This is a genomic window from Agrobacterium sp. ST15.13.015, assembly GCF_027871645.1.
GTDB lineage: Bacteria > Pseudomonadota > Alphaproteobacteria > Rhizobiales > Rhizobiaceae > Agrobacterium > Agrobacterium leguminum.
Map to the genome: position 1 here is coordinate 11,448 of NZ_JAQAHF010000023.1, position 15,976 is coordinate 27,423.

Consider the following 15,976-nt stretch of genomic DNA (forward strand, 5'->3'; position numbering starts at 1 on the left):
TTCACTAGTCATATTCGAGCGGCGGCGCTTCGAATCACTGGGGACATCTTGAAGGCGGGACAATGACGAACGTGCGGCGGGCGACTGCGGGCGATGAGCGGCCGTATGCCAAATTTTCTGATTTTGCGGCCTGGGGCGAAAGGCTTTCCAGCGACCTGATGGGTTTGATGAATGGCTCCGACCGCCCGATGCCGCAGGTCGAGACCCTGCTGAAACGTCTCATTCCCATTCTCATCCTCGCCTTTCTCGTCGTCGTCGCGGCCTCACGAATGTTGGGCATCGTTGCCGAATATAGCCGCATGGAAGAGGCCGCCCGCCATTCCACGGCGCTGACGGCGCTTACGGCCAAGGCGGCCCTTCTCAACAACGATACCGTTTTCACCGCGCAGGACCGTGCCCGCGCCGAAGCCAATCTGGTCGCGGCGCTGCCATCCGGCAGCCTTGCCGACGGCACCATGGTGCTTCTTTCGGGCAGCAATGGCCGCATTTTCGCCGGCGCCGGCAAGGAAGCGATGCTTTATATCGGCACGTCGCTGCCGGCTTTGCTTCCTGAAATAGCCATCGTGCAGCGTTTCCCCGGTGCGCCCGGCACCATCGAGACCAATATTGACGGCCAGCAGCACTATGCGACGATGATCCCCTTCGGCGACGACGGCGCGATGGTGATCGCGGCCCGCTCGCTACAGCCGATCCGTTCCTTCTGGCGCAGCGAAATCGCCATGAACGTGACGCTGTTTGCCGGCATCTCCTCGATCCTGCTGGTCGTGCTCTATGCCTATTACATGCAGGTGAAGCGCGCCCGCGACGCCGACGACATCTTCGCCGAATCCAACCTGCGGGTCGAAACCGCGCTGTCTCGCGGCCGCTGCGGCTTGTGGGATTTCGATCTTTCCACCCGACGCATGTTCTGGTCGGGTTCGCTCTACGAAATTCTCGGGCTGCCGCCCAAAGCAGCGCCGCTTTCCTTCTCCGACGCCGCCCGCATGATGCATTCCGAAGACGGCAATCTCTATGAGCTTGCCCGCGCCGTCGGCTGCGGCAATCTGCGCCAGATCGACCAGATCTTCCGCATGCGCCATGCCAAGGGCCATTATGTCTGGCTGCGCGCCCGCGCCCAGGTCATCCGCACCAATAACGGCCCGCGCGTCATCGGCATCGCCATGGATGTGACCGAACAACACCGCCTTGCGCAACGCTACGCCGAGGCCGACCAGCGCCTTGCCGACGCCATCGAGTCCACCTCGGAAGCCTTCGTGCTATGGGACAAGAACGACCGTCTGGTGATGTGCAACACCCATTACCAGAAGGCCTATGGCCTGCCGGACAGCGTGCTGGTGGCCGGCACGGAAAAAAGCACCGTCTATGCCGCAGCCGCCCGCCCCGTCGTTGAACGTCGCGTTGCCGATCCGGACCAGTCCGGCCTGTCGCGCACCACCGAAGTGCAGCTTGCCGATGACCGCTGGCTGCAAATTAACGAACGCCGCACCCGCGATGGCGGTCTCGTCTCGGTCGGCACCGATATCACCCTTCTGAAGCGCCATCAGGAACGCCTGCGCGATTCCGAGCGCCGGCTGATGGCCACCATCGGCGATCTTTCCGCCTCGCAGCACAAGCTGGAGCGGCAGAAGACCGAGCTTTCCGACGCCAACGCCAATTACCTCGCCGAAAAAGAGCGCGCCCAGGCCGCCAACCGGGCGAAATCCGAATTCCTCGCCAATATGAGCCATGAGCTGCGCACGCCGCTCAACGCCATTCTCGGCTTTTCCGACATCCTGCAAAACGAAATGTTCGGACCGGTCGGTTCGCCGAAATATTCCGAATATGCCCGCGATATTCACGATAGCGGCAAACACCTGCTCAACGTCATCAACGATATTCTCGACATGTCGAAGATCGAGGCGGGCCATATGCGCATCAACCGCGAGACAATCGATCTCGCGCCGCTGATCGAGGAAACCCTGCGGCTGACCGCCATTCAGGCCGAGCAGAAGAACATCACCGTGCAGCAGAAGGTCTGCGCTGGGCTGACCATGCAGGGCGACCGTCGCGCCATGAAGCAGATCATGCTCAACCTGCTCTCCAACGCCGTGAAATTCACCGGCGACGGCGGCCGCATCGCGCTGCGCACCCATGTGCATCAGGCCGCGATGATCCTCACCATCGCAGACACCGGCATCGGCATTCCCGCCCAGGCGCTCAACAAGATCGGCCAGCCCTTCGAACAGGTGCAGAGCCAATATGCCAAGAGCCAGGGCGGCTCCGGCCTCGGGCTTGCGATTTCCCGCTCGCTCGTCAAGCTGCATGGCGGCACGATGAAAATCCGCTCCTGTGAGGGCCGTGGCACGGTGGTGACGATCATCATTCCGCATGCGGCGGGGTGCTGCGGGACGGTGCATTGAGGTGGCGTCGGACGCGCTGAGTTTCCTGCAATATGTACAGGTCGAGTGCGCGATTACCCCCCTCTGCCCTGCCGGGCATCTCCCCCTCAAGGGGGGAGATCAGCTGGGAGCTAACGCTCGCTCATTCGCAACGTTAGAGATGGGCTGAAGAGTGCCGCATATCGATCTCCCCCTTGAGGGGGAGATGCCCGGCAGGGCAGAGGGGGGTGAAGCCTCACCCACCCACATCACCCACCATTCTTCACCGTCCCCACAAACGCCTTCCGCACCGCCTTCGCCAGCCGCTTCACCTCTCCCTCCAGTGTGGGAATGTCAGGGCAGTCCCCCGCCCGGCAAACGAGATCGGTGAGGCCCGCCGGCGCCTCCTTCGGGTTGAAGGCGCCATCGATGCACAGCCGCACGATCTGTGAGATTTCGGTGTAGAGCGCCATCGCCGCCATGCAGTCATCGAAAGCCTGCGGCTCCATGACAGGGGCGGCGAGCGCCTGCAGCGCCTCGGCCGTGTTGCGCCCCGGTTCGTGCGCGACAAGCCCCTTCACCGGCCCCACCAGCGCCAGATATTGGGCGATGAATTCGAGGTCGATCAGCCCGCCATTGATGAGCTTGAAATCCCAGTTGTTTTCCGGCGGCTTTTCCTGCTCGATGAGGTTTCGCATCTCCAGCACATCGGCCGAGACCTTGGCCACATCACGCTTTTGCGACAGGATGGAGGCGATGATGCGGCGCGCATCCTCCATCAGCGAGGCATCGCCGCAGATCAGGCGGGCGCGGGAGAGCGCCATGTGCTCCCAGGTCCAGGCCTCCTCGCGCTGGTATTTCTCGAAAGCGGAAATCCGCGTCGCCACCGGCCCCTTGTTACCGGAGGGGCGCAGCCGCATGTCCACCTCGTAGAGCACGCCTTCCGCCGTCGGGGCTGACAGGGCAGCGATCAGCCGCTGGGTGACGCGGGTGAAATAACGCACCACATCGAGCGGCTTTGCGCCGGTCGATTCATGGGCGGTGTCGTCATAATCATAGAGCAGGATGAGATCGACATCCGAACCGGCTGTCAGCTCGAAGGAGCCGAGCTTGCCCATGCCCATGACGGCGACACGGCCGCCGGGATAAGGCCCGTGGGCATTTTCCATCTCTGAGAGAACGGCATTCAGCGCCGCCTCGATGACCAGATCGGCAAGGTGGGTGAAGGCGCGGGCGGCGACCTCGCCACGGATTGCGCCAGTCAGCAGCCTGACACCGATGAGGAACCGCTGTTCGGCGGCAAATATGCGCAGCCGGTCGAGAATATCCTCGTAGTGGCGTGCGTTGGAGAGGAAATTACCCATGCGGTGGGCGAGATAATCCCGTGTCGGCACGTCGCTCATTAGCGCCGGGTCCAGCATGCCGTCGAAGACATGCGGCCGAGCGGCGATGATTTCGGCAAGGCGCGGCGCGGAGGACATGATCGTCACCAGCAGGTCAAGCAGCGCCGGGTTGTTGCCGAGCAGCGAGAAAAGCTGGATGCCCGCCGGCAGCCCAGAGAGGAAATTATCAAAGCGCAGCAGTGCCTCATCGGCCCGCTTGCTTTCACCGAAGGCCCTGAGCAGGTCCGGCGTCAGCTCCGTCAGCCGTTCGCGCGCCTCCACCGATTGCGTTGCCCGGTAACGACCATTGTGCCAGGTGCGGATGACGCGCGAAATATCCTCCGGCCGTTGAAAGCCGAGCGTCGAGAGCGTTTTCAGCGTATCGGGATCGTCCTTCTGGCCGGTGAAGACCAGATTGCCGGCCTCGCCTGACAGCTTCACCTCCTGCTCGAACAACGCCGAATAACGCCGCTCCACCAGCCGCAGCACCTGTTCCAGCTTTTCCGAAAAGGCCTTGGTGTCCTCGAAACCGAACATGAAGGCGATGCGCTTCAGTTCGGCTTCGGTGTCGGGTAGCACATGGGTCTGCTCGTCGCGCACCATCTGGATGCGGTGCTCCACCTCGCGCAGGAACCAATAGGCCTCCGTCAGGCTGTCACGCGTTTCGGCGTCGATCCATTTCGCCTCGGTTAGCGCCGCAAGCGCCTCCTGCGTTGCGCGCACCCGAAGCGCCGGCATGCGGCCGCCGGCAATAAGCTGCTGTGTCTGCGCGAAGAACTCGATCTCGCGGATGCCGCCGCGCCCGAGCTTGACATTGTGGCCCTTCACCGCAATCGCGCCGTGGCCCTTATGGGCATGGATCTGCCGCTTGATGGAATGAATATCGGCAATCGCCGCATAATCGAGATATTTGCGGAAGATGAAGGGCGTCAACTCGCGCAGGAAATTCTCACCCGCCTTGATATCGCCGGCTACCGGCCGTGCCTTGATATAGGCGGCGCGTTCCCAGTTCTGGCCCCTGCCCTCATAATAAAGCAGCGCTGCCTCCACGGGGATGGCGAGCGGCGTCGAGCCGGGGTCGGGCCGGAGCCGCAGATCGGTGCGGAAAACGTAGCCATCGGCCGTGCGCTCCTGCATGATGCGGACGAGACGGCGCATCATCCGGCCGAAATTCTCCGTCGCATCATAGGGATCGTCCATGATGCCGGCTGAGGGTTCGAAGAACACCACGGCGTCGATATCGGAAGAATAGTTCAGTTCGCGCGCGCCGAGCTTGCCCATGCCGAGCACGATGAGGCCCGACCCGTCGCTGGGGGCTGCGACATTTTTCAGTTTCAGCTTGCCGCTCTCATGGGCGGCGAGCAGCAGGTGATCGATGGCGGCGGAAAGCGATGCATCCGCCATGTCGCTCAGCCAGCGTGTCGTATCGCGCGCGGTGAAGATGCGCGCCAGATCGGCAAGTGCTGCGATGAAAGAGAGCCGCCGCTTGGCCACCCTCAGCCGCGACATCACCTCGTTTTCGCTCGGCACCCCGCCTTCTTCGCCCGGCTTCCAGCAATCGCGCGCCTCATGGACAAGACCCGCCAGCAGCGGCTCGAGCGGTTTCGACATCGCCAGCGACAAAAGCCCCTCATCCGCCGACGCCATGTCACGCAGATAGGGGGACAGCGTGAAAGCCGCGGCGATAAAATCCTTCAGCGGACTTTCCCCGGCAAGCAGCGCGGCCACCGCCGGCTCGCTTTTGCCGATATCCTTCAGCGTCGAAAGAACGGATTTCAGTTCCGTCTGCGTGTAGGGGCGGATTACGCCCGGCAGAACCTCGCTCAGCCGCCTTTCAGCGGTTTCCCGTTTCGTCACTGTGTCTCTCCCTCTTACGACTATCCTCTCGCCGCTCCCTGACATGCGACTTTCAGGACCGGATGCGCCGCACCCGAAACGTCCCTGCCGCCGCACCTCTTGGAATCCTCCCGGCGCATGCATCTGGCGTTGTAACAAATGCAGGCCGCTTTGCGATCATAAAACCGTCGATGGCGATGTTTTCCAAAGCGCCGTTCCCCGTAATGTCTCCGCAATTGTGCCCGCGTAGCGTCAGCCTCAACGAAACCCGACTCCCCGGTTTTCCAACGCTCGGTGTTGCAACGGATATGATCATGAAACAGATTTTTACGGTGAAATTGCAAAAGAACCTGCGCGCGATGGCCCTTTGCCTGACGGCGCTGCCCATGGCGCAGGCCGTCTGCACGCCCGTTTTTGCCGCCGACATCGGCAAATCGGACCGGGTGGCCGATCCGCAGGGCAATTTCGACAATGCCCGCTACAGCAGCTCCAGCGACTGGAAGATCACGCTCGGTGTCGGTGCTGCCTACGCCCCGAAATATGAGGGTTCGGACAAGCTGGAAGCAGGCGCCGTGCCGCTGGTTTCCATCGAATATGGAGATACGCTGAGCATCGATTTCAGCGGCGTCACCGTGAACCTTTTGAACCACAACGGCTTCAGGCTGGGTGTGAAGGGCGGCTGGGAAGCCGGGCGCAAGGAAAAGGACGACAGGAAAAACCTGCGCGGAATGGGCGATATCAAGGCGGCCGGCGTGGTCGGCGGCGTCATCGCCTATGGCGCGGATCCCTTCGAAATCTACGCCAAGGTGGACAAGACCATCGACGGCAGCGAAGGCCTGACCGCGACCATCGGCGCCAGCGTCTCGCACAAGGTGGACCAGTTCATCCTGGGCGCCGACCTCTCCGCCACCTGGGCCGACGACAAGCACATGAAATCCTATTTCGGCGTCACCTCGGCCCAGTCCGCCCGCTCGGGCCTGCGCCGCTTCGACGCGAAATCAGGCTTCAAGCGCGTCGACGCCAGCGCCTCCGTCACTTACCTTATGACCGAGAACTGGTCTATCACCGGCACAGGCGGCGTCGGCTTCCTGCTGGGCGATGCCAAGGACAGCCCCCTGTCGAAGAAAGATATTCAGCCGTTTGCGATGGTGGGCGTGGCTTACACGTTCTGAACCGCGAGCAGGAGAACCGCGCGGCCACGGATGCGAACTCCGCCACGTCCCCAATGAGGAAAGGCGTCCCTGCCCTCACGCCTCCTCACCCGGTGAAGCGCCGCAAGGCGTTTCACCGGGGCCGCCATGCTTAGAGTATCCTGTCCCGGTACTCCGGCGGCGCTACCCAGCATTCTTCGCGTTTTCCGAACCAGCGGTAGCGATTGCGGGCGACAAAGCGATAAACGGGATCGCGCAGGAATGCGGGAACGATGCGTAGTACGGTGACCAGCCGCCAGGGCATGCCCAATGCTTCATATATGCTCAACACGGCATCGCTGTCCTGCCGCACCCTGCCGCCCTCCACGACCAGCATGCTGACCGGATCTTTAGGGTCCATGCCGCATCGTCGGTAGATTTCCGCGCCGATATCGCCCTGCATGGATGCCAGACGGAAATGTCCGGCCCTGTCATGCCGCAGCACGAATTGCGCATTCACGGAGCACAGCACACATTCGGCATCGAACAGAATGATCGGGCCGTGCCCATCGTCGGTCAAGAGAACCGTAGCTGCCACCCGTCACACATCCTCTCGTCCATCGCACGCGATTTCCGAACAGAGCCATTGCAGTCAATCAATCGGACTATTCTTCAAATCATCTTGCAATACAATCTTGAAGAACAGTCATTTTCCGGATGGCGAAGACTTTGCGCACAAATCCCGGTGAACGGCATCACCAGCCAAGATGCCTAAGCCTTCGAGACGGGAAACACCATCGAAACGGTCAGCCCCGGGCGGGCGGCATTCGTGGCATCCGTGTCCGATAGCATCAGCGATCCGCCATGCAGCTCCATCACGGCTTCCACCAGCGACAGGCCGAGCCCGGTTCCGGGTTTCGAGCGGCTTTCATCCAGCCTGACGAAGCGTTTCAGCACCTCGCCGCGTTTGTCGGCGGGAATGCCGGGGCCGTTATCAGCGACGGAGAGCACGATGGCCTCCGGTTCCCTTGCCAGACGCACAACGAGTTTTTTATCGCCTTCGCCCTCGCAGGCATATTTCATGGCGTTGTCGATGAGGTTGGAGAGTGCCTGGCCGATCAGCTCGCGGTTGCCCTTTACCGAAAGGTCAGCCTCTATTTCGGCCTCCAGCACAAGCCCGGCATCCTCGGCCACCGGCTCGTAGAGTTCGGCGCTGTCGGCGGCAATCGCCGAGACGTCCACATCGGTCATTTCTGCTGCAATTGAGCCGGCCTCGACGCGGGAAATCATCAGGAGTGCGTTAAAGGTGCGGATAAGCTGGTCGGATTCGGCGATGATGCCTTCAAGCGCTGCGCGCCGTTTCGTCTCGTCATTGTCGTCAAGCGCTGCGGCCGCCTTGTTGCGCAGTCGCGTCAGCGGCGTCTTCAGATCATGGGCGATATTGTCGGAGACCTGCCGCAGGCCTTCATTCAGCTTTTCGATGCGGCCGAGCATGGCGTTGAGCGAGCCGGACAGGCGGTCGAATTCATCGCCGGAGCGGCCCTGCGGCAGGCGCTGCGAAAGGTCGCCCGCCATGATCTTTTTGGTCGCGGCTGACATGCGGTCGATGCGTTTCAGCGCGTTGCGGCCGATGCCGAACCAGATGAGCAGCGCGCCGCCGCCCATGATGGCGAGCGCCACCATCAGCGCGTTGCGCACCAGCGCCCGGAACTTGGTGGGTTCGCCGAGGTCGCGCCCGATCAGGATGCGCAGGCCATTGTCCAGCATGAAGACATTGGCTGTGGCCAGATGCTGCACGCTGTCGCCGCTTTCGGAGTAACGCTCGTAACGGAAAGGAAAACCGGTCCAGCCTTCCTTGTCGAAAACGCCCGGCTGCACCGAAGCGACGTTGCCGGCAAGGATTTCGCCATTCGGCCCGGCGATGACGTAAAGGCTCGCCCCCGGCTGGCGGGCGCGGCGCTCCATCATCCGCAACAGCGGGTTGATGCCGCCGCGATTATAGATGCGCTGCACATCCGAAACTTCCTGAAGCACGGCGTCACGCGTCTGCTGGTTCAGCAGCCGTTCGGAAAGGGCGGTGACATAAAAGACCAGGAAGGCGGCGCAGAGCGCAAACAGCAAAATATAGAGCGCCGAAAGGCGCACCGCTGTCGACCGGAACACTATTCTGAGGCGGGCCATTTTCGCCAATCAGCCCTCGTCCTTCATCATGTAACCGGCGCCGCGAATGGTCTTCAGCAGCGGCTTCTCGAAGTCCTTCTCGATCTTCGAGCGCAGGCGGGACACATGCACGTCGATGACATTGGTCTGCGGGTCGAAATGATAGTCCCAGACGTTTTCGAGAAGCATGGTGCGGGTCACGACCTGACCGGCATTCTTCATCAGATATTCGAGCAGGCGGAATTCGCGCGGCTGCAGCAGGATTTCCTTGCCGTTGCGGCGGACATCGTGGGAGAGCCGGTCGAGTTCGAGATCGCCGACCCGGTAGATCATGTCCTGCTCGGGCTTGCCCTTGCGGCGGCCCAGCACCTCGATGCGGGCGAGCAATTCGGAAAAGGCATAGGGTTTCGGCAGATAATCGTCACCCCCGGCGCGCAGGCCGGTGACGCGGTCATCCACCTGCCCCAGCGCGGAAAGGATCAGAACCGGCGTCTCGATGCCGCGGCGGCGCAGCTCGCTGATGACGGAAAGTCCGTCGCGGCGCGGCAACATGCGGTCGATCACCATCACGTCGTAAGCGTTCTCGCAGCCCATGAACAGGCCGCTCTCACCGTCGCTCGCATGGTCGGCGACGATCCCGGCTTCGCGGAACGCCTTGGTCATATAGGCCGCAGCCTCGAGGTCGTCTTCAATGACAAGAATCTTCATGTGCGGGACAATAGCGCCCTCGCCCTTTTCCGCACAACCGGAAACAGATGCGACAGACATTTCCTGAACCTTGTTTTCCATGAGGTTTCCTCCGAAGACCCGGTCTCTGGCGTTATCTGGCTTCTAGACGGGGCGACCGCCTATGGAGCGAGTGGTTACCGCTTGTTTCTTCTCCCCGCCGGGGAGAAGGTCGCGGCAGCGGGATGAGGGGGCAAGGCCAGAGATTTACCGAGAGGTTCCCCCCTCATCCGACCCTTCGGGCCACCTTCTCCCCGGCGGGGAGAAGAAACGGGCCGCAACGCCCTGCCATACTCAACCGCCCCATCTCAAGAGCGGGATACGATGCCGGCTCCCGAAAGAACCGGCATCGCCTTTCAGCCTATCAACCCTGGTCGATATCCAGAGCGATGAAGCGGCTGCCATCGTCCGTCTGGATCTGGAACAGCGCCTTGGAGCGTCCGTCTTTCTTGGCCTGTTCGAGGATCTTCTCGATATCGGCGGCGGAAGCGACCTGCTGGTTGTTGACCGAGGTGATCTTCTCACCCGTCTTCAGGCCACGGGCGGCAGCATCGCTGTCGGGATCGACATCGGTGATGGCAAGGCCGTTGCCGTCATCGGCGGGCGAAACCGTCAGGCCGAGGCTGGAGAGCACCTTCTCGCTGGAGGACTGGCCGCCCTTGTCGTCGTTCTGGCTCGGTGTCGCCTTGGAAGCATCGTCGCTGGCGAGATCGCCGAGCGTTACCGTGACAGGCTGCGACTTGCCGCCGCGCCACAGCGAGATTTCAACCTTGGTGTTGGGAGCCATGCCGCCGATGCGGCGCGACAGGTCGCGCGCATCCTTGACGGGCTCGCCATTGACGGCGGTGATGATGTCGCCCTGCTTGATACCGGCCTTGTCGCCCGGCGAGCCGGCCTGCGGCGAAACGACGAGCGCGCCGCTGGCTTCGGAAAGGCCGAGCGATTCGGCGATATCCTTGCTGACGGGCTGAATCTGCACGCCGAGCCAGCCGCGTTCAACCTTGCCGTCCTTCTGCAGGTCGGCGATCACGTCCTTGGCGACCGATGCCGGAATGGCGAAGGCGATGCCGACATTGCCGCCGGAGGGCGAGAAGATGGCGGTGTTGATGCCGACGACTTCGCCGTTGAGGTTGAAGGCGGGACCGCCCGAGTTACCACGGTTCACGGCGGCGTCGATCTGCAGGTAGTCGTCATAGGGGCCGGAGCCGATATCGCGGCCGCGGGCCGATATGATGCCGGATGTCACCGTACCGCCAAGACCGAAGGGGTTGCCGACGGCGACAACCCAGTCACCAACGCGGATCTTGCTGTCATCGGCAAATTGGACATAGGTGAACTTGCGGTTCACATCGACCTTCAGCAGCGCCAGATCGGTGCGCGGATCGCGGCCGACGAGCTTGGCATCGAGTTCGGTACCGTCGTTCATCACGATCGTATAGGCGGAGCCGTCATCGACGACGTGGTTGTTGGTGACGATGTAACCGTCTTCGGAAATGAAGAAGCCGGAGCCCTGAGCGACGGGGCGCAGCGGACCCTTGCCGTCACGGTGGCGGTTCGGGCCACGGTCGGAGCGATCCTGGTTGGGGCCGCCGAATTCCTTGAAGAAGCGCTTCAGCGGATGGTCGTCCGGCAGCTGGTCGAGGCCACGGCCACCGAAATTGAAGGAGAAATTGCTGGAGTCATCGGAAGCGGGCTGCACGTTGGACTGCACGCGAACGGAGACGACGGCGGGCGACACCGCATCGACCACATTGGCGAAGCTCGGAACCTGCGGCGCATTCACCTCGACGGGAGCGGCAAACGAATGGAGGATCGGTGCGGCGATGCCGGTGGAAAGCATCAGCGCCGCAAGGCCGCCAACGGTCGTGGCCTTCAAAGCCGTCTTCAGCGAGGCCGCCTTCAGCGAGGAATTGCCGTTTTGCGAATGAGACATGGTGTACCTTCTTTCTTCATTCAGACTGGAGCCCGTTTGACCGGGGGAGAAGCGGTGGATGATGAAGATATAGGAGGCGACACCTTACGGCGAAGTGTCTGACGAATGAAAAATCCGTAATGTTGAAAAAGAACCGGGGAGAAAAATGAAAACCGGTTATTTTTCAATGAGATTGCGAATTCTCATCTCTTCGTCCGCGCTCAGTTTCTGCGGCTGTTCCTGGGTGGCGCGACGGCGCGAAAACACGAAGACGGCGAAAATTCCCGCAAGGGTGAGACCGATGGGCGCGCCCCACAAAAGCACGGTGCGCAGGCTGAGGCGCGGTTTCAGGAGCACGAACTCGCCATAACGCGACACGACATAATCGATGACGGCCTTGTCGCTGTCGCCCTCGACCAGCCGTTCGCGCACCAGAACCCGCAGGTCACGCGCGAGCTCCGCATTGCTGTCGTCGATGGACTGGTTCTGGCAGACCATGCAGCGGAGCTGAGACGTGAGGTTGCGGGCGCGCTGCTCCAGCACGGGGTCTTTCAACACTTCGTCCGGATTGAACGCGAAGGCCGGAGAGGCTGCTGCGAAGATGAGGGTGAGAAGAAGAGCGAGCCTTGCCACTCTCTCCCTCATTCCTGTTCCCCGGAACAAGGCCGCACTCATTCCGCCGCCTCCGGCATTGCCGCCCGCACCGGCTTCGCCTTGCGGTTCGGCGCACCCACCCGCAAACGCCTGTCCGAGAGCGAGATGAAACCGCCCGCCATCATGAACAGCGTGCCGCCCCAGATGCACAGGATGAAGGGTTTCCACCAGATGCGCACCACCATGCCGCCATCGGCCATGGGGTCACCCAGCGAGACATAAAGCTGGCTGAGGCCGAAGGTCAGGATGCCGGCTTCCGTCGTCGGCATGCGCCGCGCGGTATAGAGCCGCTTGGACGACCAGACATCGGCCACCTCCACCCCCGCCTTGCGCACGGTAAAATGGCCGCGATCCTCGGTGAAATTCGGGCCGACGGCGTGGCGGACGCCATCGAAGGTCAGGCTGTAACCGCCCGCTTCCGCCGCCATGCCCTCTTTCATTTCCAGGACCGTCTCGGTCTCGAAAGTGGTGACGATGACGATGCCGAGCACGGTGATGCCGAACCCCATATGCGCCAGCGCCGTGCCGAAGGCCGAACGCGGCAGGCCCTTCAGGCGGCGAAACGCTATACCGAAGGCGAGCTTGCCGAAATTCGCGCGATACCAGAGATCGGCGAAAGCGCCGAAGATCAGCCAGAAACCGGCGGCGATGCCGAGTGCGGCCAGCACCGGACCGCCATTTTCAATGTACCAGAGCGTCAGCCCGGCAAGGGCCGCAAGCGCTGCCGCCACATAAAGCCGCTGGAAGGCTCCGAGAAGATCGCCACGCTTCCAGGCGAGCATCGGGCCAAACGGCGTGACGATGAGGATCGGGATCATCAGCAGGCCGAAGGTGAGATTGAAGAAAGGCGCGCCGACCGAGATTTTTTCGCCCGTCAGCGTTTCCAGAATGAGCGGGTAAAGCGTGCCGATCAGCACGGTCGCGGTCGAGACCGTCAGGATGAGGTTGTTGAGGACAAGCGACCCTTCGCGCGAGATCGGCGCAAACAGGCCACCGGCCTTCAGGGAAGGTGCACGCCATGCAAAGAGCGCGAAGGCGCCGCCGATGAAGACGGTCAGGATGCCGAGAATGAAGATGCCGCGGCTCGGATCGGTGGCGAAAGCATGAACCGAGGTGAGCACGCCGGAGCGGACGAGGAAGGTGCCGAGCAGCGACAGCGAAAAGGTCATGATCGCCAGAAGCACAGTCCAGATCTTCAGCGCCTCGCGCTTTTCCATGACGAGCGCCGAATGCAGCAGCGCGGTCCCGGCAAGCCACGGCATGAAAGAAGCGTTTTCCACCGGATCCCAGAACCACCAGCCGCCCCAGCCGAGTTCATAATAGGCCCAGTAGGAGCCCATGGAGATGCCGGCGGTCAGGAAGGTCCATGCGGCGAGTGTCCATGGCCGCACCCAGCGCGCCCAGGCGGCGTCGATGCGTCCTTCCAGCAGCGCCGCAACGGCAAAGGAGAAGCAGACGGAAAAGCCGACATAACCGAGGTAAAGCAGCGGCGGATGGATGGCGAGGCCGAAATCCTGAAGAATGGGATTGAGGTCCTGCCCCTCGGCCGGCACCGGCTCCAGCCGCAGGAATGGGTTGGAGGTGAGGAGGATGAACAGCAGGAAGGCGACCGAAATCCATGCCTGCACCGCAAGCACATTGGCTTTGAGCGTTTCCGGCAGGTTGCGGCCGAAGGCGGCGACGAGCGCGCTGAAAAATACCAGGATGAGCAGCCACAGCAGCATGGAGCCTTCGTGGTTGCCCCAAACGCCGGTCAGCTTGTAGATCATCGGCATCAGCGAATGGGAGTTTTCCCAGACATTGCGCACGGAAAAATCCGATACGGCATAGGCCCGCGTCAGCGCCGCGAAGGAGAAGGCGACCAGCAGGAACATCAGGACCGAGCCGAGCGAGGCGACATCCATCAGCGCCCGGTCGTTGCGGCGCGCGCCGATGACCGGCAGCGTCGAGACGATCAGCCCCACACCGAGCGCCAGAACCAGAACATAATGGCCGATCTCGTTGATCATCTGGTCGCTCCGGTCTTGTCGGAAGAAGTTGCGCTGGCCGCTGGCGTTGCGGCGGCTGGTTCTTCGCCTTCCCCCGCGTGCTGCCACAGGCCCTTGTCCTTCAGCCGGTCTGCCACTTCCTTGGGCATGTAGTTCTCGTCGTGCTTGGCCAGAACGCTGTCGGCCACGAAACCGCGGGTCGCGGCATCGAACATGCCTTCGGTCACCACGCCCTGCCCTTCGCGGAAAAGATCGGGCAGGATGCCGGTATAGCTGACCGGCACGTTCGCTTCACCGTCCGTCACCGTGAAGCTCACCGTGCGGCCCTCGCCGCGCTTGATCGAGCCTTCCGCCACCAGCCCGCCGAGGCGGATGCGGGTGCCGGGGTTGACGGGCGTTTTCTCCAGATCGGCCGGCATGTAGAAATAGGCAATGGACTGACCGAAGGCGAACATGACCAGCAGCACGGCTGCAACGATGAAGCTCATGCCGCCGCCGATGATCGCCAGACGTTTCTGTTTGCGGGTCATTGCGTCACTCCCTGCGGCGCGGCATCCTGCTGCCCGTTCATGCGGATCGGTCCGGCGGAAACGCCCAGTTCCTTGGCCAGCGCCAAAAGTTGGCGGCCCTGCTCGCCCTCCGGCGGGAAAGCCTTCAGCCCCGCTCGCAACGCCTCTCCAGCCTTGGCTTCGTTCTTCAGCACGGAATAGGCACGGACAAGCCGCATCCAGCCTTCAAAATCGGCGGGGTTTTCCTTCAGCTTGGCGTCGAGGCTCGACACCATGCCCTCGATCATCGCCTGCCGGTCAGAAGCCGTCATGTCTTTTGCCGCCGCCATGTCCTCAGCGGTCGGGCCGGGTGCGGCGGGGGTCGCCGCGCCGCCGGTGCGGGCGATATGCTCTTGAACCAGCGGCAGCCAGGGCGCACCGGCGGGCGCATCCGCCGCCAGTGCGGTGAAGGCGGCGCGTGCTTCCTCGGCCTTGCCGGCCTGTTCCAGCGACAGCGCCAGATAGAAACGGGCGCGCGGATTGCCGGGCTTCAGCTCTTCAGCCTCAGCAAAAGCAGCACGCGCAGCTTCGATGACGATGCCGTCATTGCCGGCCACCAACGTTTCGCCAAGGCCCGTCAGCCGTTCCGGGCTCGGTCCCAGAATACGAAGCGCGTTGCGATAGGCAAGCTCGGCATCACCAAGCCGCAATGTCTTGAAATAGATCGGCGCGAGGATATCCCAGCCGGCGCCGTCCTCCGGGTTCTGCGCGAGATGCCGTTCCGCCCGGGCGACCAGAAGGTTCATGTCGCTGCCGGGCTTTTCAAGACGCGCCTCGAGCGGCATGTCCGGCACCTCCGGACTGCCGTTCCAGATGTAAAGACAGAGACCGAGCGCGGGCAGCAGAATGGTGATGAGGCTGGCGGCGAGATTGTGCCGGCGCGGCCGGGTTTCTTTGCCGGATTGCTCTTCCGCTTCGGCGGCGGCGAGAAGCCGACGGCCGATTTCGGCGCGGGCATAATCCGCCTCGGTGTCGCCGATCAGACCGGCGGCGCGTTCGCGGTCCAGTTCGGCCAGCTGATCGCGATAAACGGCGACCTCACCGTCGCGGCGCGTCTGCGACGCCTCGGTCTTCCGCATCAGCGGGTACATCAGGACGATGGCGACAGCCGCCGTCAATATCGCAACGACAATCCAGAACATAAGGCTCAATTACTCGAATGCGCGGCACATGGAAACATGAAGCGCGGGGATGACGTGAATTTGAGACATCACGCCGCACCGCAGGCCATCTCCCGGCTGCACCGCCATGCCTCTTCTTGTCATCGCAAAAGGCCCGTGACC

Annotated in this window: 11 protein-coding genes; 2 read left to right on the forward strand and 9 right to left on the reverse strand. The window is 62.5% G+C overall.

Going from position 1 to position 15,976, the window contains the following annotated elements; all coding sequences use genetic code 11:
- Positions 1-62 precede the first annotated feature (62 nt).
- Positions 63-2,399 carry a PAS domain-containing sensor histidine kinase gene (locus PIB16_RS24415; RefSeq protein WP_271046489.1) on the forward strand — a complete coding sequence of 779 codons (2,337 nt, stop codon included), beginning with the start codon at positions 63-65 and terminating at the stop codon, positions 2,397-2,399.
- A gap of 227 nt (positions 2,400-2,626) precedes the next feature.
- Here PIB16_RS24415 and PIB16_RS24420 read toward each other — a convergent pair whose 3' ends face one another.
- On the reverse strand, positions 2,627-5,596 hold the full coding sequence (locus PIB16_RS24420; RefSeq protein ID WP_271046490.1) for a bifunctional [glutamine synthetase] adenylyltransferase/[glutamine synthetase]-adenylyl-L-tyrosine phosphorylase: 2,970 nt from the start codon (positions 5,594-5,596) through the stop codon (positions 2,627-2,629).
- Positions 5,597-5,883: 287 nt separating this feature from the next.
- On the opposite strand from PIB16_RS24420, the gene PIB16_RS24425 reads away from it, so the two are divergent.
- Positions 5,884-6,747: a MipA/OmpV family protein gene (locus PIB16_RS24425; RefSeq protein WP_271046491.1), complete on the forward strand. Its 864-nt coding sequence runs from the start codon at positions 5,884-5,886 to the stop codon at positions 6,745-6,747.
- Positions 6,748-6,877: 130 nt separating this feature from the next.
- On the opposite strand, the gene PIB16_RS24430 is transcribed toward PIB16_RS24425, so the two are convergent.
- The 8 genes from PIB16_RS24430 to ccmI all read right to left on the reverse strand — a co-directional run bounded on the left by PIB16_RS24430 (position 6,878) and on the right by ccmI (position 15,835).
- Positions 6,878-7,303, reverse strand: a complete 426-nt coding sequence (locus tag PIB16_RS24430) for a thiol-disulfide oxidoreductase DCC family protein (protein WP_271046492.1) — start codon at positions 7,301-7,303, stop codon at positions 6,878-6,880.
- A gap of 173 nt (positions 7,304-7,476) precedes the next feature.
- Positions 7,477-8,886, reverse strand: coding sequence for a sensor histidine kinase (locus PIB16_RS24435; RefSeq protein WP_271046512.1), 1,410 nt, complete (start codon positions 8,884-8,886; stop codon positions 7,477-7,479).
- Between the two features lie 9 nt (positions 8,887-8,895).
- Positions 8,896-9,654: a response regulator transcription factor gene (locus PIB16_RS24440; protein ID WP_031233368.1), complete on the reverse strand. Its 759-nt coding sequence runs from the start codon at positions 9,652-9,654 to the stop codon at positions 8,896-8,898.
- Between the two features lie 301 nt (positions 9,655-9,955).
- Positions 9,956-11,524, reverse strand: a complete 1,569-nt coding sequence (locus PIB16_RS24445) for a Do family serine endopeptidase (RefSeq protein WP_271046493.1) — start codon at positions 11,522-11,524, stop codon at positions 9,956-9,958.
- A gap of 156 nt (positions 11,525-11,680) precedes the next feature.
- A complete protein-coding gene (locus PIB16_RS24450; protein WP_271046494.1) occupies positions 11,681-12,148 on the reverse strand; it encodes a cytochrome c-type biogenesis protein in 468 nt (155 codons plus the stop codon).
- A 26-nt stretch (positions 12,149-12,174) separates the two neighbouring features.
- Entirely contained in the window at positions 12,175-14,166 is a 1,992-nt protein-coding gene (locus PIB16_RS24455; RefSeq protein WP_271046495.1) for a heme lyase CcmF/NrfE family subunit, read from the reverse strand.
- On the reverse strand, positions 14,163-14,675 hold the full coding sequence (ccmE, locus tag PIB16_RS24460) for a cytochrome c maturation protein CcmE (RefSeq protein ID WP_174044108.1): 513 nt from the start codon (positions 14,673-14,675) through the stop codon (positions 14,163-14,165). Before ccmE ends, PIB16_RS24455 begins: the two co-directional genes overlap by 4 nt.
- Positions 14,672-15,835 (reverse strand): c-type cytochrome biogenesis protein CcmI, encoded by a 1,164-nt coding sequence (gene ccmI, locus PIB16_RS24465; RefSeq protein WP_174044107.1) that lies wholly within the window; start codon positions 15,833-15,835, stop codon positions 14,672-14,674. The genes ccmE and ccmI overlap by 4 nt, the downstream gene beginning before the upstream one ends.
- Positions 15,836-15,976 lie beyond the last annotated feature (141 nt).

What these genes read in the sequence shown, in the direction of transcription:
- PIB16_RS24455 (WP_271046495.1), bottom strand. Translation starts at nt 14,166, where the DNA reads ATGATCAACGAGATCGGCCATTATGTTCTGGTTCTGGCGCTCGGTGTG.
- PIB16_RS24425 (WP_271046491.1), top strand. Translation starts at nt 5,884, where the DNA reads ATGATCATGAAACAGATTTTTACGGTGAAATTGCAAAAGAACCTGCGC.
- PIB16_RS24440 (WP_031233368.1), bottom strand. Translation starts at nt 9,654, where the DNA reads ATGGAAAACAAGGTTCAGGAAATGTCTGTCGCATCTGTTTCCGGTTGT.
- PIB16_RS24415 (WP_271046489.1), top strand. Translation starts at nt 63, where the DNA reads ATGACGAACGTGCGGCGGGCGACTGCGGGCGATGAGCGGCCGTATGCC.
- PIB16_RS24435 (WP_271046512.1), bottom strand. Translation starts at nt 8,886, where the DNA reads ATGGCCCGCCTCAGAATAGTGTTCCGGTCGACAGCGGTGCGCCTTTCG.
- PIB16_RS24450 (WP_271046494.1), bottom strand. Translation starts at nt 12,148, where the DNA reads ATGAGGGAGAGAGTGGCAAGGCTCGCTCTTCTTCTCACCCTCATCTTC.
- PIB16_RS24445 (WP_271046493.1), bottom strand. Translation starts at nt 11,524, where the DNA reads ATGTCTCATTCGCAAAACGGCAATTCCTCGCTGAAGGCGGCCTCGCTG.
- ccmE (WP_174044108.1), bottom strand. Translation starts at nt 14,675, where the DNA reads ATGACCCGCAAACAGAAACGTCTGGCGATCATCGGCGGCGGCATGAGC.
- ccmI (WP_174044107.1), bottom strand. Translation starts at nt 15,835, where the DNA reads ATGTTCTGGATTGTCGTTGCGATATTGACGGCGGCTGTCGCCATCGTC.